Origin of the sequence: Hydrogenophaga palleronii NBRC 102513, assembly GCF_001571225.1 — a bacterium.
In the GTDB taxonomy this organism is placed as follows: Bacteria; Pseudomonadota; Gammaproteobacteria; order Burkholderiales; family Burkholderiaceae_C; genus Hydrogenophaga; species Hydrogenophaga palleronii.
In genome coordinates, this window is sequence record NZ_BCTJ01000002.1 from 16,090 (window position 1) to 35,883 (window position 19,794).

The 19,794-nt window shown below is 64.9% G+C and carries 18 protein-coding genes; 13 read left to right on the forward strand and 5 right to left on the reverse strand.

Translation table 11 applies throughout. The annotated features are described in order from the left end of the window. Positions 1–6: 6 nt before the first annotated feature. Entirely contained in the window at positions 7–1,383 is a 1,377-nt protein-coding gene (locus HPA01S_RS02540) for a sigma-54-dependent transcriptional regulator (protein ID WP_066266258.1), read from the reverse strand. A gap of 478 nt (positions 1,384–1,861) precedes the next feature. Between HPA01S_RS02540 and HPA01S_RS02545 the strand changes: the two genes are divergently transcribed. From HPA01S_RS02545 to HPA01S_RS02590, 10 genes are all read left to right on the forward strand, one after another. After that, complete coding sequence (locus HPA01S_RS02545) at positions 1,862–2,095, forward strand: hypothetical protein (RefSeq protein ID WP_066266261.1); 234 nt, start codon at positions 1,862–1,864, stop codon at positions 2,093–2,095. 19 nt (positions 2,096–2,114) lie between these two features. Further along, positions 2,115–5,090 (forward strand): formate dehydrogenase subunit alpha, encoded by a 2,976-nt coding sequence (locus HPA01S_RS02550; RefSeq protein WP_066266263.1) that lies wholly within the window; start codon positions 2,115–2,117, stop codon positions 5,088–5,090. Between the two features lie 24 nt (positions 5,091–5,114). Then, complete coding sequence (gene fdh3B, locus HPA01S_RS02555; protein ID WP_066266266.1) at positions 5,115–5,717, forward strand: formate dehydrogenase FDH3 subunit beta; 603 nt, start codon at positions 5,115–5,117, stop codon at positions 5,715–5,717. Continuing rightward, positions 5,714–5,968, forward strand: a complete 255-nt coding sequence (locus tag HPA01S_RS02560) for a hypothetical protein (protein WP_066266268.1) — start codon at positions 5,714–5,716, stop codon at positions 5,966–5,968. The genes fdh3B and HPA01S_RS02560 overlap by 4 nt, the downstream gene beginning before the upstream one ends. 11 nt (positions 5,969–5,979) lie before the next feature. Beyond that, positions 5,980–7,209: a formate dehydrogenase subunit gamma gene (locus tag HPA01S_RS02565; RefSeq protein ID WP_066266270.1), complete on the forward strand. Its 1,230-nt coding sequence runs from the start codon at positions 5,980–5,982 to the stop codon at positions 7,207–7,209. A 40-nt stretch (positions 7,210–7,249) separates the two neighbouring features. After that, entirely contained in the window at positions 7,250–7,645 is a 396-nt protein-coding gene (locus HPA01S_RS02570; RefSeq protein WP_066266273.1) for a hypothetical protein, read from the forward strand. A gap of 89 nt (positions 7,646–7,734) precedes the next feature. Then, on the forward strand, positions 7,735–8,589 hold the full coding sequence (locus HPA01S_RS02575; RefSeq protein WP_066266279.1) for a formate dehydrogenase accessory sulfurtransferase FdhD: 855 nt from the start codon (positions 7,735–7,737) through the stop codon (positions 8,587–8,589). 126 nt (positions 8,590–8,715) lie between these two features. Next, positions 8,716–9,348, forward strand: a complete 633-nt coding sequence (upp, locus tag HPA01S_RS02580) for a uracil phosphoribosyltransferase (RefSeq protein WP_066266280.1) — start codon at positions 8,716–8,718, stop codon at positions 9,346–9,348. Positions 9,349–9,505: 157 nt separating this feature from the next. Beyond that, a complete protein-coding gene (locus tag HPA01S_RS02585; RefSeq protein ID WP_157084873.1) occupies positions 9,506–12,061 on the forward strand; it encodes an ABC transporter permease in 2,556 nt (851 codons plus the stop codon). Then, a complete protein-coding gene (locus HPA01S_RS02590) occupies positions 12,058–12,477 on the forward strand; it encodes a group II truncated hemoglobin (protein WP_066266283.1) in 420 nt (139 codons plus the stop codon). The genes HPA01S_RS02585 and HPA01S_RS02590 overlap by 4 nt, the downstream gene beginning before the upstream one ends. A 332-nt stretch (positions 12,478–12,809) precedes the next feature. Here the strand turns inward: HPA01S_RS02590 and HPA01S_RS22945 are convergent, their stop codons facing one another. The 4 genes from HPA01S_RS22945 to radC all read right to left on the reverse strand — a co-directional run bounded on the left by HPA01S_RS22945 (position 12,810) and on the right by radC (position 16,866). Further along, positions 12,810–13,763 (reverse strand): hypothetical protein, encoded by a 954-nt coding sequence (locus HPA01S_RS22945; protein WP_157084874.1) that lies wholly within the window; start codon positions 13,761–13,763, stop codon positions 12,810–12,812. 5 nt (positions 13,764–13,768) lie between these two features. Further along, positions 13,769–15,181: an AAA family ATPase gene (locus tag HPA01S_RS22515; RefSeq protein ID WP_084360409.1), complete on the reverse strand. Its 1,413-nt coding sequence runs from the start codon at positions 15,179–15,181 to the stop codon at positions 13,769–13,771. A gap of 307 nt (positions 15,182–15,488) precedes the next feature. Continuing rightward, complete coding sequence (locus tag HPA01S_RS02595) at positions 15,489–16,124, reverse strand: Smr/MutS family protein (protein WP_066266285.1); 636 nt, start codon at positions 16,122–16,124, stop codon at positions 15,489–15,491. A gap of 49 nt (positions 16,125–16,173) precedes the next feature. Further along, on the reverse strand, positions 16,174–16,866 hold the full coding sequence (gene radC / locus HPA01S_RS02600; protein WP_066266287.1) for a RadC family protein: 693 nt from the start codon (positions 16,864–16,866) through the stop codon (positions 16,174–16,176). 120 nt (positions 16,867–16,986) lie between these two features. Here radC and HPA01S_RS02605 point away from each other — a divergent pair, with 120 nt between their 5' ends. Genes HPA01S_RS02605 through serS form a run of 3 tightly spaced genes read left to right on the forward strand, consistent with a single transcriptional unit; the run spans position 16,987 to position 19,776 of the window. Next, entirely contained in the window at positions 16,987–17,433 is a 447-nt protein-coding gene (locus HPA01S_RS02605; protein ID WP_370670976.1) for an FKBP-type peptidyl-prolyl cis-trans isomerase, read from the forward strand. After that, positions 17,433–18,404, forward strand: a complete 972-nt coding sequence (gene ispH, locus HPA01S_RS02610) for a 4-hydroxy-3-methylbut-2-enyl diphosphate reductase (protein WP_066266291.1) — start codon at positions 17,433–17,435, stop codon at positions 18,402–18,404. The genes HPA01S_RS02605 and ispH overlap by 1 nt, the downstream gene beginning before the upstream one ends. Before the next feature lie 52 nt (positions 18,405–18,456). After that, on the forward strand, positions 18,457–19,776 hold the full coding sequence (serS, locus tag HPA01S_RS02615; protein WP_066266293.1) for a serine--tRNA ligase: 1,320 nt from the start codon (positions 18,457–18,459) through the stop codon (positions 19,774–19,776). Positions 19,777–19,794: the final 18 nt, after the last annotated feature.

The following is a 19,794-nucleotide window of genomic DNA, read 5'->3' on the forward strand; positions in this document are numbered from 1 at the left end:
GTGTGTTCACGGGCTACCCCATTCGGCCACGCGGCGTTCCAGCGTGCGCCGCGACACACCCAGCAACTGCGCGGCACGTGTCTTGTCGCCCTGCACCGATTCGAGCACCGAGAGGATGTGCAGCTTCTCCAGCGTGTGCAGGTCGGTCGGCACGGTGCGGGTGTCAGGGGCGCGGGCGTCGCCGGGGTAGAGCGCCGACACGTTGAGGCTGCCCAGGATCAGCGAGCGTTCGATCAGGTTGCGCAGCTCGCGCACATTGCCCGGCCAGTGGTACTGGTGCAGGAAGTCCATCTCGGTCTCGCTGATCGTCAGCGGATCGACGCCGAGCGAGGGCGCGAGCTGGTCGATGAAGTGCGCCGCCAGTTCGGCGATGTCGTCCTTGTGTTCGCGCAGCGGCGGCAGCGTGAGGTCCACCACCTCCAGGCGGAAGAACAGATCCTTGCGGAAGCGGCCCGCGGCCACCTCGTCGCTGAGCTGGCGGTTGGTGGCGGCGACGATGCGCAGGTTCAGCGGCACCAGCTGTTCGCTGCCCACCGGGCGGATGTTGAGGTCTTCGATGGCACGCAGCAGCGTGGCCTGGATCGGCAGCGGCAGCTCGGCGATTTCGTCCAGGAACAACGTGCCGCCCTGCGCGTAGTGGAACAGGCCGTCGCGCGCGCGTGTGGCGCCGGCGAAGGCGCCCTTGGCGTGGCCGAACAGTTCGCTCTCGATCAGCTCGGGCGACATGCCGGCGCAGTTGACTGGCACGAAGGGGCCGCTGGCGCGGCTGCTGCGGGCGTGCAGCTCGCGCGCCACCAGCTCTTTGCCGGTGCCCGACTCGCCCTGCAGCAGCACCGTGCTGTCGACTGCGGCCACGCGGTCGATCGAGGTGCGCAACTGCTGCATGGCCTCCGAGCTGCCGAGCACGGCACCGCGCCCGGGTGCGCTGGTGACCGCGCGGCGCAGCACGAAGTTCTCGCGCCGCAGCCGCGAGCGCTCATAACAGTGCTTCACCGCGTTGAGGATCTGCGGCACACGGAAGGGCTTGAGGATGAAGTCGGACGCGCCCGCGCGCAGCGCTTCGATGGCGGTGTCCAGATCGGCGAAGGCGGTGATGAGGATCACCTCGCCGGTGAAGCCCTGCTCACGCAGTTCCTTGAGCCAGACCACGCCGCTTTTGCCCGGCAGGGAGATGTCGAGGATCACCAGGTCCACATGGTGGCCACGCAGCCACTGCGCGCCGTCTTCGGCGCTGCCCGCGCTCATCACGAAGTGGCAACGTGGTGCCAGCGTCTTGACGAGAAAGTTGAGCATGCCCTGTTCGTCGTCGACGATCAGGATCGACCAGTCGGGCCAGCCTTCAAGGGTTCGTTCGGGGGAAGGGGGGAGAAATGAGGTGTCCACGTGCGGCGATTCTACGGATGAAGCTGACGAAATCAGTGGGGTATTGCGGGTTTTCGAGGGCCTGCGCAGCGTGTGCTCGCGCCAGGTTGCGGCGACGGGCGTGCGACAAGTTGTCGCAAGCGCGAGGTGCGGCCGTGTGCTGCAGCGCCCACCAGGCATGGCTTTTCCCCGGGCATGACGTGGCACGCGCAGGAGTCAACAGGCGCGTGATCCGCATGCACACAGGGAATGCCGCGCATGGCTTGGCCGGGGTATCGCGGGGGCGCGCATCGCTGCGCCAACATGGCACGGTTCTGGCTATGAATCGGCCAGCGCGCGCGTGCTCCGCGCTGCGATTTCTGGCGATGAGAATGGCTCTCATTTCGCGGGCGCGTACCCCTTGTGACTGCCTTGCATAGGTGGTGGCTGCGGGTTAGATTCGACTTATGCAAAAGGCCCGCATGTTGTGATGTGCGGCCGTTCATAACAGGAGACATGCATGAACAAGTCCCCACGAAACACGTCTGAAGAAGCCCGTCCAAGCCTCAAGCGCCGCACCCTGTTTGCGGGCGCGTCCACCGTCGGCGCACTCGCTGCCGCGGCCACCCTGTTGCCCCGTGTGTTGCCCGAAGAGGCGACCGCAGCAGCGCCCAAGCCGGCAGCGCCGGCCAATGGCGGCGGCTACTCGCTCAGCGAGCACGTCAAGCGGTATTACCAGACCACGCGCATCTGAGCGAACAGGAGCTCTTTCCATGTTGTTGACCAAAAAATCCCCGTCGGGCGTGCACGGCACGCGCGCGTCCTCCTCGCCATCGGGCTTCGTGCACAAGCTGCAACGCGGCCTGTCCACCGCACTGCCGACGATGGACCGCCGCTCCTTCCTGCGCCGCTCCGGCCTGGGTGTGGGCGTCGGCCTGGCGGCCAGCCAGCTGACGTTGGTGAAGAAGGCCGAAGCCGCAGCCGGTGGCAAGTCCATCGACGGCACCGGCACCATCGAAGTCAAGCGCACCGTGTGCACCCACTGCTCGGTGGGTTGTGCGGCCGACGCGATCGTGGAGAACGGTGTCTGGGTGCGCCAGGAACCGGTGTTCGACTCGCCCATCAACCTCGGCGCGCACTGCGCCAAGGGCGCGGCCCTGCGCGAACACGGCCACGGTGAGTACCGCCTGCGTTACCCGATGAAGCTGGTCAACGGCAAGTACCAGCGCATCAGCTGGGACACCGCGCTCAACGAGATCACCGCCAAGATGAAGGAACTGCGCGAGGCCAGCGGCCCCGACTCGGTGTACTTCATCGGTTCCTCCAAGCACAACAACGAACAGGCCTACCTGCTGCGCAAGTTTGTGAGCTTCTGGGGCACCAACAACTGCGACCACCAGGCGCGCATCTGCCACTCCACCACGGTGGCCGGCGTGGCCAACACCTGGGGTTATGGCGCCATGACCAACTCGTACAACGACATGCAGAACAGCAAGTGCGCGTTGTACATTGGCTCCAACGCCGCCGAAGCGCACCCGGTGTCCATGCTGCACATGCTGCACGCCAAGGAAATCGGCTGCAAGATGATCGTGGTCGACCCGCGCTTCACCCGCACCGCGGCCAAGGCCGACGAGTACGTGCGCATCCGCTCGGGCACCGACATTCCTTTCCTGTTCGGCATCCTGTACCACGTGTTCAAGAACGGCTGGGAAGACAAGCAGTACATCAACGACCGCGTGTACGGCATGGAAACCGTGAAGGCCGAGGTGATGGCCAAGTGGCACCCCGCCGCGGTGGAAGAAGCCTGCGGTGTGAAGGAAGAGCAGATGGTCAAGGTGGCCAGGATGCTCGCCGAAGCCAAACCCGCCACCATCGTCTGGTGCATGGGCCAGACCCAGCACTCGATCGGCAACGCCATGGTGCGTGCCTCGTGCATCCTGCAGCTTGCGCTCGGCAACATCGGCAAGAGCGGCGGCGGCACCAACATCTTCCGTGGCCACGACAACGTGCAGGGCGCGACCGACGTCGGCCCCAACCCCGACTCGCTGCCCGGCTATTACGGCCTGGCCGCCGGCTCGTGGAAACACTTCGCCGCCACCTGGGGCGTGGACTACGAGTGGATCAAGCAGAAGTACACCGGCGGCAACATGGAAAAGCCCGGCATCACGGTGTCGCGCTGGATCGACGGCGTGCTGGAGAACAACGAGCTGGTTGACCAGGAAGCCAACCTGCGTGGCGTGTTCTTCTGGGGCCATGCGCCCAACTCGCAGACGCGTGGTCTGGAGATGAAGCGCGCGATGGACAAGCTCGACCTGTTGGTGGTGGTGGACCCGTACCCCTCGGCCACCGCGTCGATGGCCGCCATGCCCGGCAAGGCCGAAGACCTGAACCCGAACCGCGCGGTCTATCTGCTGCCGGCCGCCACGCAGTTCGAGACCAGTGGTTCTTGCACCGCCTCGAACCGCTCGCTGCAATGGCGCGAGAAGGTGATCGACCCGCTGTGGGAGAGCCGCAGCGACCACATGATCATGCACCAGTTCGCTGAAAAACTCGGCTTCGCCACCGAGCTCAGCAAGAACTACAAGATGCAGAAGGTCAAGGGCATGGACGAGCCCATGCCGGAAGACATCCTGCGCGAGATCAACAAGTCGGTCTGGACCATCGGCTACACCGGCCAGAGCCCGGAACGCCTCAAGGCCCACATGCGCAACATGAACGCCTTCGACGTGAAGACGCTCAAGGCCAAGGGCAATGTGGTGGACAAGGAAACCGGTTACGACATGACCGGCGACTACTTCGGCCTGCCCTGGCCGTGCTACGGCACGCCGGAGATCAAACACCCGGGTTCGCCCAACCTGTACGACACGTCCAAACACGTGATGGACGGCGGTGGCAACTTCCGCGCCAACTTCGGTGTTGAGCGCGAAGGCAAGAGCCTGCTGGCCGAAGACGGTTCGTATTCGCTCGGCGCTGAAATCACCACCGGCTACCCCGAGTTCGACCACGTGCTGCTCAAGAAGCTGGGCTGGTGGGCCGACCTGAGCGAGGCCGAGCAGAAGGCCGCCGAAGGCAAGAACTGGAAGACCGACCCGACCGGCGCCATCATCCGCGTCGCCATGGCACACGGCTGCCACCCGTTCGGCAACGCCAAGGCGCGCGCCGTGGTGTGGAACTTCCCCGACGCCGTGCCGCAGCACCGTGAGCCGATCTACGGCACGCGCCCCGACCTGGTGGCCAAGTACCCGAGCCACGACGACCAGAAGACGCGCTGGCGCCTGCCGGTGCTCTACAAGTCGCTGCAGACGAAGAACGTCGACGACAAGCTGCACGAGAAATTCCCGCTCATCATGACCTCGGGCCGTCTGGTCGAGTACGAGGGCGGTGGCGAGGAAACGCGCTCCAACCCCTGGCTGGCCGAGCTGCAGCAGGAGATGTTCGTGGAGCTGAACCCGGCGGCTGCTGCAGCGCGCGGTGTGCGCAACGGCGAGCGCGTGTGGGTGAGCACGCCGACCGGCGCGCGCATCAACGTGCAGGCCCTGGTGACCGAGCGTGTGGGACCCGACACGGTGTTCCTGCCGTTCCACTTCTCCGGTCGCTGGCAAGGCCAGGACATGAAGCCGTACTACCCGGACGGTGCCCTCCCGATCGTGCGGGGCGAGGCCGTGAACACGGCCACCACCTACGGCTACGACATCGTGACGATGATGCAGGAAACCAAGACCACGATCTGCAACGTCGAAAAAGCGTAAGACCACGAGACCTGGAGCACAACAATGGCAAGAATGAAATTCATCTGTGACGCGGAGCGCTGCATCGAATGCAACGGCTGCGTCACGGCATGCAAGAACGAACACGAAGTGCCGTGGGGCGTGAACCGCCGCCGCGTGGTCACGCTCAACGACGGCGTGCCGGGCGAGAAGTCGATCTCGGTGGCCTGCATGCACTGCAGCGACGCGCCCTGCATGGCGGTCTGCCCGGTCAACTGCTTCTACCGCACCGACGAAGGCGTAGTGCTGCACGACAAGGACGTCTGCATCGGCTGCGGCTACTGCTCCTACGCCTGCCCGTTCGGCGCACCGCAGTTCCCCTCGCAAGGCACCTTCGGCGTGCGCGGCAAGATGGACAAGTGCACCTTCTGCGCCGGTGGCCCTGAAGACCACGGCAGCCAGGCCGAGTTCGAGAAATACGGCCGCAACCGCCTGGCCGAAGGCAAGCTGCCGGCCTGCGCCGAGATGTGCTCGACCAAGGCCCTGCTCGCCGGCGACGGCGACGTGGTGGCCGACATCTTCCGCAACCGCGTGCTGCAACGTGGCAAGGGCGCGGAAGTCTGGGGCTGGGGCACGGCCTATGGCAGCGCCCAGGGAGAAAAGTCATGATGCGCCGGCTCACACTCAGCGTCGCCATCGCGGCTTCCCTGCTGGCCCTTTCGGCCTGTGGCGAGAAGCCGCAGGAGATGACTGCCGCCGGCGTCAAACACGATGCAGCGCCCTACCAGGGCGTGGGCAAGAGCCAGTACGTCAGCAGCGGCTGGACCGCGGGCGACAAGACCAGCTGGGAACAACGGCTGAAGGCGCGCGCGCAGTACGGCCAGAACGATTACACCCGCATGGGCGGCAAAACACCCTGAGGCCCCACACCATGTACAGCCTCCTGACTCAAGGCTTGCGGCGCCTGTCGTCGCCCAGGATCTGGTCGGTCGCGCTGCTGGCGCTGAGCGCGAGCTGGGCCAACGCCCAGGCGCCGCAGGCCGCCGCGCCGGCGCCAGACGCCGCACCGGTTGCCACGCCTGCCGCTGCGCAGATGGGTGGCATCCGCGACGCCAACATCTTCCAGATCGCCCCCGACGCCAGCACCGACCCGGGCTACCGCGAACAGACCAACGCCGAACGCCGCCAGGTGCAGCCGGGCAACAACGCGCCCATGTGGCGCGACGTCGGCAAGGGCGTGACGGGTTACTCCAGCCTGCCTTACCTGGAAGCCGGCAACCTGATCCAGCCGTTCGTGAACTACCCCGGCGCGCGCCTGACCAACGCGGGCGAAGCCTGGCGGCAGGTGCGCAACCAGTGGATCATTCCCTACGGCGGTTCGGTGCTGCTGATCGTGCTGCTGGCCATCGGCCTGTTCTACGCCGCCAAGGGCGCAATCCCCACGCACGGTGCACCCACCGGCCGCGTGATCGAGCGCTTCACCTACTTCGAGCGCGCCGCGCACTGGCTCAACGCCATCGCGTTCGTGGCCCTGGCGGTGTCCGGCATCATCATGGCGTTCGGCAAGTTCTTCCTGTTGCCCATCCTGGGCGGCACGCTGTTCGGCTGGCTGACCTATGCGCTGAAGAACCTGCACAACTTCGCCGGCCCGCTGTTCGCGGTGACGCTGCTGGTGGTGATCGTGACCTTCATCAAGGACAACCTGCCGGCCAAGGAAGACATCCAGTGGCTGCTCAAGGGCGGTGGCCTGTTCAGCGGCCAGGAAGTGCCTTCACACCGCTTCAACGCGGGCGAGAAGATCGTGTTCTGGGGCGGCGTGTTCTTCTTCGGCCTGATCGTGGTCGGCTCCGGCCTGTTCCTCGACAAGCTGCTGCCTTCGGTGGCCTACACCCGCGGCAACATGCAGATTGCCCACATGGTGCACGCCACCGCGGCGGTGCTGATGATGGCGCTGTTCATGGGCCACATCTACCTCGGCACCATCGGTATGAAGGGCGCCTACAAGGCCATGAAGACCGGTTACGTGGACGAGACCTGGGCCAAGGAACACCACGAGCTCTGGTACCGCGACATCAAGGCCGGCAAGATCCCCGCGCAACGCACCAGCGGCCCGGTGGACGCGGCCGGCGCGGCCGAGGCCTCGCGCGCCGTCAAGGCCTGAAGCCCGGCACAGCAGCATCTCCAGCGACAAGGACAACTCCATGAAACCTTCCCTCCTGAGCCTGAACCTGTGCCTGGGTTTGCTGCTGGCCACCGCGGCCCACGCCAAGCTGCCTGCGCCGCCACCGCTGTCCGAAGAGGCCAAGGCCAAGGCGGCCGAAGCCGCCGCCAAGACGGCCTGGGCCGCCAAGGTCGATGCCTACCAGCTCTGCCTGTCGATGGACCGCGCCGCCAGCAACTACTTCAAGACCGCGGCCAGCGCCGGCAAGGCGGTCAAGCCGGCCGAAGCCGCCGCGCCCGCTTGCAACAACCCCGGCCAGTTCGCCTACGTGGCACCCAAGCCGGCCGAGGCTGCCGGTGCACATTCCCCGGCCACCACAGCCGTCAGCCCGCCCAGCAGCCAGGCGCCAGCCGGCGCTGCGACGGGCGCGAAGTGAGCCTGCGCGGGATTCCGAAAACCCGCTTCAGCCTCCGCCAAGGGCCGAACCCCAGGGTGTCGGCCCTTTTCATGCGTTAGTCTTCGCCCATGTCCCTCCCTGAACTGACCCAGGCGCGTGCGCCGCTGACCCGTGAAGTCGAGGTCATGAACGAGCGCGGCACGCGCGAAACCATCTTCATTCCTGCCGAGCGCGACCTCACGGTGTACGTGGACAAGCGCGAGCTCGTCACGCTGATGACGCTGGGTGCGCGGCCCGAGTGGCTGGTGCTGGGTTACCTGCTGAACCAGAACCTGATCGGCTCGGCGTCGGACATCGAGTCCATCACGGTCGACTGGGAGGTGAACGCCGCGTCGGTGAAGACGCGCAGCGGCATCGAGCGCATCGAAGAGCGCACCTCGCACCGCGTGGTCACCACCGGCTGCGGCCAGGGCAGCGTGTTCGGCCACCTGATGGACGAGATTGACAACATCCGCCTGCCGGCCGAGGCGGGCATCAAGCAGTCGCAGCTGTACGCCATCGTCAACGCCATCCGCCTCAAGGAGAGCACCTACAAGTCGGCCGGCTCGGTGCACGCCTGTGCGCTGTTCTACGGCGAAGAGCTGCAGCTGTTCGTGGAAGACGTGGGCCGCCACAACGCGGTGGACACCATCGCCGGCTGGATGAGCCTGCAGCAGACGCCACCCACCGGCGAGAAAATTTTCTACACCACCGGCCGCCTCACCAGCGAGATGGTGATCAAGTCGGCCCAGATGGGTGTGGCGGTGGTGGTCTCGCGCAGCGGCATCACGCAGATGGGGCTGGATGTGGCGCAGCGCGTGGGCCTGTGCGCCATTGGCCGCGCCACCAACCAGCGCTTCCTGTGTTACGCCAATCCACAGCGGCTGGCGCTCGACGCCGTGCCGCCGCCAGCGCCACTGCGCCCGCAACCGGTTTCGCTGTAAGCGCAATTTGCCCGCCGGCTCGGGTGCACCGGCCGCGGCCGGGTGGTCAGGACATTTAAACTCGGCGCACCGCCCATCCACCGCCGTGCTGTGCCACGGTGCCCCGCCTTTCGAAAGAACGCCCCCATGAGCCGCGACGTCCATCTCATTGACCACCCCCTGGTTCAGCACAAGCTGACCCTGATGCGCCGCAAGGACACCAGCACCAAAAGCTTCCGCGAACTGGTGCACGAGCTCAGCGCGCTGCTGGCCTACGAGATCACGCGCGACATGCCGATGCAGGACATCGAAATCGAGACCCCGCTGGAGAAGATGACCTCGCGCGTGATCGACGGCAAGAAGGTGGTACTGGCCTCCATCCTGCGCGCCGGCAACGGTTTCCTCGACGGCATGCTGCAGGTGATTCCCGGCGCGCGCGTGGGCCACATCGGCCTCTACCGCGACCCGGCGACGCTGCAGGCGGTGGAGTACTACTTCAAGATGCCGCACGACATGCAGGAGCGCGACGTGATCGTGCTCGACCCGATGCTGGCCACCGGCAACTCGGCCGTGATGGCGGTGGACCGGCTGAAGAAGACCGGGCCGCGCTCGATCCGTTTCGTCTGCCTGGTGACCTGTCCCGAAGGCCTCAAGACCTTCCACGACGCCCACCCCGATGTGCCGGTCTACACCCCGGCGGTGGACCGCGGCCTGAACGAGCACGGCTACATCGTGCCCGGCCTGGGTGACGCGGGCGACCGGATCTTCGGCACCAAATAAAGCTCCCCCCGCGCCGCGCCTGCGGCGCGTCACCCCCTCGGGGGGCAACACCTGCGGCCTGGCGAAGCCAGTTCCGCGGTGTTCTGGAAGGGGCACGCATGCCGCGGCCTCGCCGAATGGCGTGTGTGGCTTTTGCGAATGCGATAAGGTCCGTGCCATGACACAGCCCACCGCCTCCCTGCCCATCCGCTTCTGGACCCTGGGCTGGTCTTCGCTGCGGCGCGACTGGCGCGCCGGTGAGCTGCGCCTGCTGATGATTGCCGTCACCCTGGCGGTGGCCGCGCTCAGCGCCGTGGGGTTTTTTGCCGACCGCCTGCAGGGCGGCCTCACGCGCGACGCCAGTGCCCTGATCGGTGGCGACGCCGTCGTCAGCAGCGACCACGCCATGCCCCCCGCGTTCGAGGCACAGGCGCGTGAACTCGGCCTGTCCACCACCCAGACACTGGGCTTTCCCACCATGGGCCGGGCGCGCGACGAAGAGGGCGGTGCCGCACGCCTGGTGGCCCTGAAGGCCGTGGGCGAGGGCTATCCCCTGCGCGGCAGCCTGCGCGTGGCCGAGGCACCCGGCGGTGCCGACAGCGCCACGCGCGAGATTCCCGCCCCCGGCACCGTCTGGGTGGACGAACCCCTGCTGGTGGCGCTCGACCTCAAGGTGGGCGATCCGCTGCTGCTGGGTGATGCCTCGCTGCGCATCGCGCGCCTGATCGTGGTCGAGCCCGACCGCGGTGCCGGCTTCATGAGCTTTGCGCCGCGCGTCATGCTCAACACCGCCGATCTCGCCGCCACTGGCCTGGTGCAACCCGCCAGCCGCCTGACCTACCGCCTCGCGGTGGCGGGCACTCCAGCGAGTGTGGGCGCCTTCACCCGTTGGGCCGACGAAGCGGTGGCGCAGCCCGGGGTGCGCGGCATCCGGCTGGAGTCGCTGGAGAGCGGGCGGCCCGAGATGCAGCAGACGCTGGGCCGGGCTGAAAAATTCCTCAACCTCGTGGCCCTGCTGGCGGCCCTGCTGTGTGCTGTGGCGGTGGCCATTGCGGCGCGCGGTTTCGCCTCGCGCCATCTGGACGACTGCGCCATGCTGCGCGTGCTCGGCCTCTCGCAAGGCACCATGGCGCGCGCCTACACGCTGGAGTTCACCCTGGTCGGGCTGTTTGCCAGCGCGCTCGGCGTGCTCATCGGCTTCGTGGTGCACCACGTGTTCGTGCTGCTGCTCGCCGGCCTGGTCGAGTCCAGCCTGCCGGCGCCCGGCCTCACGCCGGTGCTGCTCGGCCTGGGCATGGGCCTCACGCTGATGCTGGCCTTTGGCCTGCCGCCGGTGCTGCAGCTGGCCCAGGTGCCGCCGCTGCGCGTGATCCGGCGCGACGTTGGCCAGCTCAAGCCCGCCACGCTGGCCGTGCTCGGCCTGGGTGTGCTGGGTTTTGCCGCGCTGCTGCTGGCCGCCAGCCGCGACCTCTTGCTCGGCGCCATCGCCGTTGGCGGGTTTGCCGGCGCGGTGCTGCTGTTTGCCGCCGCCAGCTACGCCGCCGTGCGTGTGCTGCGCGCCAGCGTCAACGAAGCCACGGCACCGCGTGCTTTGGTCATGGCCACGCGCCAGCTGTCGGCGCGCCCGGCGTACGCGGTGGTGCAGATCAGCGCGCTCGCGGTCGGCCTGTTGGCGCTGGTGCTGCTGGTGCTGCTGCGCACCGACCTCATTTCCAGCTGGCGCAACGCCACACCACCCGACGCGCCCAACCGCTTCGTCATCAACGTGCAGCCCGAGCAGGGTGAAGCCTTCCAGCAGGCGCTGCAGAAAGCCGGCGTGCAGCGTTACGACTGGTACCCCATGATCCGTGGCCGGCTGGTCACCGTCAACGGCAAGAACGTGTCGCCGGAAGACTTCAAGGAAGACCGCGCACAGCGCCTGGTCGACCGCGAGTTCAACCTCTCCAGCACCGCCACCTTGCCCGAGCACAACCCCATCGTGGCCGGCCGCTGGACCGACAACGAAGCCGATGCACTGAGCGTGGAAGAAGGCCTGGCCGAACAGCTGGGCCTGAAGCTGGGCGACAGGCTCGGCTTCGACATTGCAGGGCAGATCACCGAAGGCCGCATCACCAGTCTGCGCAAGGTCGACTGGGGTTCGATGCGGGTGAACTTCTTCGTGGTGTTCCCGGTGGCGCAGGTGCCCGACGTGCCACTGAGCTACATCAGCGCCTTCCGCGCACCCGAGGTGGCGGGGGGCACGCCGAACGGTTTCGACAACGCGCTGGTGCGCGAATTTCCCAACATCACCAACGTCGACATGAGCCAGACCATCGCCCAGGTGCAGCGCGTGCTGGGCCAGGTGATCGCGGCGGTGGAATTTTTGTTTGCCTTCACGCTGGCGGCCGGTCTGGTGGTGCTGCTGTCGGCCATCACCGCCACCCGCGGTGAACGCGAACGTGAGTTCGCCATCCTGCGTGCGGTCGGCGCGGGCTCCACGCTGCTGCGCAACGTGCAGCGTGTGGAGTTGCTCGGCGTCGGCCTGCTGGCCGGTTTTCTGGCGTCGGTGGTGGCGGTGGGTGTGGGCTGGGCGCTGGCGCGTTTTGTGTTCCAGTTCTCCTGGACCGCGTCACCCTGGGTACCTTTGGGTGGCGCCATCGCTGGTGCCGTGCTCGCCCTCATGGCGGGCTGGTGGGGGCTGCGCAGTGTGCTGCGCACGCCCGTGGTTGAAACGCTTCGCAAGGCCTCTGTATGAATGTTCCCCTGTACCAACCCGAAGAAGCCGCACGGCATTCAACACCGTTTGAATGGATCGGCGGCGAAGACAAGTTGCACGCCCTGGTCGAGCGCTTCTACGACCTGATGGACCTCGAACCCGGCTACCGCGAACTGCGCGCCGCGCACGGCAGCACGCTGGACAACGCAAGGCAACGCCTGTTCTGGTTTCTCTGCGGCTGGATGGGCGGCCCGCAGCACTACACCGAACGCTTCGGCCACCCGCGCCTGCGCATGCGCCACATGCCGTTCGCCATCGGCATCCAGGAGCGAGACCAATGGCTGGCCTGCATGGACCAGGCCATGGGGGATACCGGGGTGGACGCGGTGCTGCGCGAACGCCTCAAGACCAGCTTCTTTCAGACGGCGGACTGGATGCGGAATTCGCCGGCGTAGTTGTTGGACAGGTCTTGGCCTGAAGCAGTCGGTCGCAACACCCGCTTCAGGCTGGCTGCCGCCGCTCGCATTGCTCAGTCGCGAGGCAGCAATGTGCCCAAAGCCGAAGTTCTGGATCCACGGCGAATTCTGTTGCAGGCTGGCCAGTGTCAGGTGCTCTTCGGGTTGCAGTTGGCGGTATTCAGTTCTTGGCACTCGCGGACCTTACAGGATACGGAGTGTTTCACTTCGGATTTGAGACCGCCCTCCAAATTAGATCAGGCCGATATAGGGGCGCGCGTCGTCGCGGAACGATGCTCTGAGGGGCGATTCCCTATCGCCCCTCAGAGCCGTTACGCCGCTTGGTTTAGCCAGTCCAAAGTTGCGTCAAGCGGCTCACGCTTTGACGCTGGTTCCTTTGAAAGCCACTGCGCTTGAAACAAGTCGCGCTGCTTCCTGCCGCCCTTCGCAAGTTCTGCCGCGAGTTCCCTAGGGAATCCATTCCTCAAAGCTATATATGCTGCACCGACCCACAAAACATCATTCCCGATGTGACCATGGGGGATCCACTTAGTCGAATGGCTGCGATGGAGCGCCTCCCAAGCAGCGTCGACCCCCTGATTCACATCTAGAACAATAGTTTCTGCGCAGCTTATGCCGCGTGTAGTGCATGCGGCAGAAAACGATGCATCCAAGTAAATTCGCTCGTTGCCCTCACGAATGTGCGGCAAATCAATTAACCCGTTACTGCGAGATAGCTGAGATTCGTTCTTAAGCTTTATTGAAAGCACCGCAGCCAATACGAGGGTAGCCGGAATGCCTTTTTCGAGTGCGACAAAGACATTTTCGGTAGCGAACTCGGCGAAGTGGAACTTAATATATTCCTTGATGCATCCGTAGTCGAAGTTGTAATTTTCAATGGAATGTCCCAGAGTTGTAAAATGGCGCTCACATTGAACTGGGGGATGCCATTCAGGTTGGGGCGAATAATCGTCTATCGCTAATCCATCCCACTCTCGATCCGTTAGTGTTCCAAGTTTAGATGCAATCTTGGGGGAATGCGATGCAAGGATATCGACCGAATCTCTCACGGTTACGACGCGCGACTTGTTACCAGAGCCGGCAAGTAACGGATCCTCTACCATTCCGGCATGGTCGATATTTGAAAGCGGACTGAAGTTCGGAAGTCGCTCTGCGATAAGCCTGTGGAGAAGGGCCTTATCTCCAGGACCTTCGACCAGCAAGGTTTTGCCACTTCGTCTCAACGCGGCATTAAGGTAGCCGTTGACCGAATATGTGCGCCCCATAACGGTCACAGCTCCTCATCTGTGAATAAAGTATCCTGGCCTCTTGGACTGTGTTCAGGTTCGAAATCTTGGTTCTCAAGGAAGTGATCCGCGCCCACTTCGGGAGAATGAGTGCAAGCAATGATTTGTCGATCTGGAGACTGATTCCGTAGCTCTTTCAAAATGATCCGTTGCCAGTCGATGTGCAAAGATAGTTCCGGCTCATCAATGAGGAACGCTCCCGAAGCAAATCGCGTGCGACTTGCCGAATAAAGCATTGTCAAAATCTGTCGCTCGCCTGAAGATAATGCGGATAAGCCGTAAGCTGGACCGGCTGACGTATTAACCAATACCTGCTGTCGAAGACGCGGGCGCGATCCTGTATTTCCAATCTTGAGAGTCTTGTTATCAAGGAACCTGTTGATCGATTGCTCAAACTCGCGGCTCTTTTGGAATGCAACCCTTCTTTCGGAGTTCCTTGTCTCAAGCAACTGCCGATAGAGACCTAGCAGCGAATTATCAACACCGCGCATCGGTGTGTTGCTGGAGCTTAAGGAGTGCGCCGACATTAGTAGCTTGTCGAACACCGCGCGAGATTCGCTGTTTGATGCCTGTATCTCTTGATCCATCAAGAGGCTGGAAATAGACGATATAATATCATCGTTGGTTTCTGTTGTGGGTATGCTCTCCAAGCCAGAAACAATTCTAAAGACTTGGACGAACGTTTCCTCGAACATCCTCTGTTCTTTTGATGAAACTTCGAGCGCTGCTCGCCGCCATTCTTCGCTGAGGGCATCCTCAACGTCGGCTACGGACGGGTATCGAATCACCGGAACAAACTTTCCGAACCATTGGCGGCAAAGTATGGTCTTTTCGGCGATTGCGACAGCTTCATCCTGAATTTGCCGGGGCGTTATACCTACCCCTTGACGCCCGTAGTGCGCGCGCAGCGCCGTGAGTTCACTTGCTGCAACTAGTTCGTAATCTGCGTCCCGACGCTCGGCTGCAGCGTTTCTGTAATAGCGTTCCTGATCGCTACGCGCTCGTTCAAGAATTGATCGGAATGCAGGTAAATATGTTGGGCGTTCGCCAAGGGCTTCGCGCAACCTTTCCAGTTCAAGCTCTGATAGGCTGTTCGTTGAACTCAGCGAAGTCAGGTTTCCATTGAGGAACACCTTGGGAAGCGTCCCGGGCTCATCCTTGATGAGGTCGATCGAATCACCAAGTGAGGTCGCAACCGTTATGCGGTGAAACTGCAAAAACGTGAAGCGTTGAAAATCGAGCTCTAAGATGTTGGCGAGCAGATGTAGAAGCGTGGTTTTGCCGCGCCCGTTCTTTCCATATAGGACATTCAACCCAGGTAGCAAGTTAATATGGAAATCGAACTGGTCGTGCAGACCCTCTACCGAGACGCTTGCGATGGTCGGATCTTGTTTCATGTCGTCAGTGAAATGGGTTATTTTTGAGCCTTGACTTGGCAGGCTTCGGCCCCCCTCGCACGTCCCTTAGCCAGGGTGTGTGCCAGCCGATCTTAGCTAAAGCAACGTATCGGCAACCAAATGCAACCACGGTTGCTACCGCGACAGCAATACGCCCCCGATCTGCAGGCTGCGCAGCCTGTCCGGCGGATTGCCGCTTTGGGCACATTGCTGCCCTACGGAAGCTGGCCTCGACCGTCGGCAGTCGCTGCAAAACAGACATAACGGGCCGAGAGCCAAGCGACGGCAATGGCCCAAAGCCACTCCCTCAAGCCGACCGCAACAACACCACCAGCGCCCCAGCCCCACCCTCCGCCGGCCGCGCCTGCACAAAGGCGATCACCTCGTTCTTCTGCACCAGCCAGCGTTGCACCCGGCTCTTCAACACCGGCGTGCGGCCGGGTGAGCCCAGGCCCTTGCCGTGCACCACGCGCACGCAGCGCAGACCGGCCTGGTGGGTTTCGCGAATGAAGCGGCCGAGGGCGTCGCGCGCTTCGTCGATGCGCAGGCCGTGCAGGTCGATCTGGCGCTGAATGCTCCAGCTGCCTTCGCGCAGCTTGCGCACGATCTCGGGGCCCAGGCCGGGGCGGCGGTAGCTCAGCAGTTCGTCGGTGTGCAGCAGGGTCTCGATGTCGAACTCGTCCGACAGCGCCTCGCGCATCACCGAGGCTTCGTCGCGTTGCCGCTGCACCGGGATCGGCGCCACCGGCACGGGGCGCGGTTCGATGCGGCCTGGCTGCGGGATTGGCTGCACCGGCCCGACCGCCAGCTCAAACAGCCGCCGCTCGCGTTCGCGCTGCAAGGCAGCGAGGCGTTCGGCTTCGCGTTGTGCGGCCTCGGCCGCTGCCCGCTCGGCCATGGCACGCTTGAAGGCCTTGAGCTCGGCCAGCGTGTGGACTTTCATGCGGCCATTGTGACCGAGGCCACACCGCCGGCCGGTGCGCGGGGGCTTGCTACATCAGGCCCCGTTCGGCCAGCGACAGCGCCTGCTGCCGGGTGACGATGAAGTGGTCGAGCACGCGCACGTCCACCAGCGTCAGCGCGGCGCGCAGGGTCTGGGTGAGCTCGATGTCGGCGTGTGATGGCTCGGCCACGCCGCTCGGGTGGTTGTGCGCCAGCACCACGGCCGCGGCGTGGTGGTGCAGGGCGCGCAGCACGATTTCGCGCGGGTAGACGCTGGCCTGGGTGAGCGTGCCGCGAAACAGCTCCTCCAGCGCAATCAGTCGGTTTTGCGTGTCCAGGAACAGCACCGCAAACACCTCGTGCGCGCGGGCGCCGAGCTGCAGCTGCAGGTACTCGCGCACCGCCTGCGGGCTGTCGAACACGGTGTTCTGGCGCAGCTCCTGCGCCAGTGCGCGGCGCGCCAGCTCCAGCACGGCCACCACTTCGGCGCGTTTGGCCGGCCCCAGGCCTTTGATCTGTTTGAGCGCGTCGGCGCCGGTGTGCAGCAGGCCGCCGATGCCGCCGAAGCGGTCCAGCAGTTCCTGCGCCAGCTGCAGCACGTGTTTGCCGGCGATGCCGGTGCGCAGCAGCAGGGCCAGCAGTTCACCGTCGCTGAGTGCGGCGGGGCCGCGTGAGAGGAGCTTTTCGCGCGGACGCGAATCGCTCGGCAGGCTCTTGAGCCCGGGCGTGACAAGGCTTTGCATGTATGGTTTCTCCCTGATCCAGCCCGCTTTTTACAATACGGGCCTTGGGTGACCGAGGTCGGCTGCCCGCGTGCGCCCTTTTGCCGCACACTTCTCCCCCATATGTTGTCCCCCCACGCCATGCCCCAAGTCCAAGACGGCTCTTTTCTCACCTTGCACTACCGCATGTCCGGTCCGCAGGGTCAGGTGATCATCGACACCTTCGAGGGCAAGCCCGCCACGCTCAGCCTGGGCGCGGGCGAGCTGTCGCCGGCCATCGAGCAGCGCCTTATCGGCCTGGAGGAGGGCACGCGCACCGTGATCGACCTCGCCGCCGGCGAGGCGTTTGGCGAACGCCAGCCCGACATGGTGCAGTGGGTGGCGCGCAAGCTGCTGAACGAGCTGGGTGACCCGCACGAGCAGTACGCCGCCGGCGACGTGGTGCAGTTCCCCACGCCCGACGGCCTTGGCAGTTACGCCGGTTCGGCCGTGGAGGTGCGTGAAGACGGCGCGGTGCTGTTCGACTTCAACCATCCGCTGGCCGGTCAGCCGGTGCGCTTTGAAGTGCAACTGATCGGGGTGCTCTGATGACCGGATCCCAGGAAATTCTGCTGGCCGAGCCGCGCGGCTTTTGCGCCGGCGTGGACCGCGCCATTGAAATCGTCGAGCGCGCGCTGGCCAAGTTCGGCCGGCCCATCTACGTGCGCCACGAGATCGTGCACAACACCTACGTGGTGAACGACCTCAAGGCCAAGGGCGCGATCTTCATTGAAGAGCTGTCCGATGTGCCGCCGGGTGCCACGCTGGTGTTTTCCGCGCACGGCGTGAGCAAGGCGATCCAGCAAGAGGCCAAGCAACGCGGCTTTCACATCTTTGATGCCACCTGCCCGCTGGTGACCAAGGTGCACGTGGAGGTGGCCAAGCTGCACCGCGAAGGCTACGAGTTCATCATGATCGGCCACAAGGGCCACCCCGAGGTGGAAGGCACCATGGGCCAGCTCGACAGCGGCATCCACCTGGTAGAAGACGTGGCCGACGTGGCCCGCGCGATGCCGGCGCAGACCGAGAAGCTGGCGGTGGTGACGCAGACCACGCTGTCGGTGGACGACGCGGCGGAAATCCTCAACGCCGTGAAAGCGCGGTTCCCGAGCGTGCGCGAGCCCAAGCAGCAGGACATCTGCTACGCCACGCAGAACCGGCAGGACGCGGTGAAGATCCTGAGCCCGCAGGTGGACATCGTGATCGTGGTCGGCAGCCCGACCAGTTCCAACAGCAACCGCCTGCGTGAGCTGGCGGTCAAGCTCGGCACGCCCAGCCACATGGTGGACAGCGCCGACGAGCTGCGCGCCGAGTGGTTCGAGGGCAAGGCCCGCGTGGGGCTGACGGCCGGTGCTTCGGCGCCCGAGATCCTGGTGCGCCAGGTGATCGAGCGCATCAAGGAGCTGGGTGCGATCTCCGTGCGCACCATGGACGGCCTGACCGAAACCATCAAGTTCCCGCTGCCCAAGGGCCTGAAGATCGAAGGCGAAGACACCAATCCGCTGGAACACCTGCGCTGAACGCGCTCGCGCCTGCCCGCGCTCCATCGGGGCGCAAAACTACAATCGCTGCATGTTAGACATCGTTCAACTGAGAAAAGACCTCGACGGGGTCGTCGCGCGCCTGCAAACCCGCAAGCAACCCCAGCCCTACCTGGACGTGGCCGCCTACCAGGCGCTGGAGTCCGAGCGCAAGGCGCTGCAAACCCGCACCGAAGAACTGCAGAGCCAGCGCAACACGCTGTCCAAGCAGATCGGCATGCTCAAGGGCAAGGGCCAGCACGCCGAGGCCGATGCGGCCATGGCGCAAGTGGCGGCCTTCAAGACCGAACTCGAAAGCTCGGCGGCGCGGCTGGATGTGATCCAGACCGAATTGCAAGGCCTGCTGCTGGCGGTGCCCAACCTGCCGCACGAGAGCGTGCCGGTGGGCGCCGACGAAAGCGCCAACGTGGAGCTGCGCCGCTGGGGCACACCGCGCCAGTTCGACTTTGAGCTGCGTGACCACGTCGACATCGGCGAAAAGCTGGGCCTGGACTTCGAGACCGGCAGCAAGCTCGCCGGCTCGCGCTTCACCTTCATGCGTGGCCCGATCGCACGCCTGCACCGCGCGCTCGCGCAGTTCATGCTCGACGTGCAGACGCAGGAGCACGGCTACACCGAGTGCTACACGCCGTACATCGTCAACGCCGAAACGCTGCTCGGCACCGGCCAGCTGCCCAAGTTCGAGGGTGACATGTTCGCCGTGAAGAAGGGCGGCCAGGAAGGCGAGGAAGTGCCCGACACGCAGGCGCTCTACCTCATCTCCACCAGCGAAATCACCCTGACCAACACCGTGCGCGACACCGTGGTGGCCGAGGCCGAACTGCCGATCAAACTCACCGCACACACCCCGTGCTTCCGCTCTGAAGCTGGCAGCGCCGGGCGCGACACGCGCGGCATGATCCGCCAGCACCAGTTCGACAAGGTCGAGATGGTGCAGATCGTGCACCCCGAGAAGAGCTACGAAGCCCTCGACGCCATGACCGGCCACGCCGAAGCCGTGCTGCAAAAGCTCGGCCTGCCATACCGCGTGATCGTGCTCTGCAGCGGCGACATGGGTTTTGGCGCCAGCCGCACGCACGACCTGGAGGTGTGGGTGCCGGCGCAAGGCACCTACCGCGAGATCAGCTCGGTCTCCAACTGCGAGGCCTTTCAGGCGCGCCGCCTGCAGGCCCGCTTCAAGAACGCGGCCGGCAAGAACGAGCTGGTGCACACGCTCAACGGCTCGGGCCTGGCGGTCGGCCGTGCGCTGGTGGCGGTGCTGGAGAACTTCCAGAACGCCGATGGCAGCGTGACCGTGCCCGAGGTGCTGCGCCCCTACATGGGCGGGCTGGCGCTGCTCACGCCGCAGTGAGCCAGCAGCAGCCAGGGG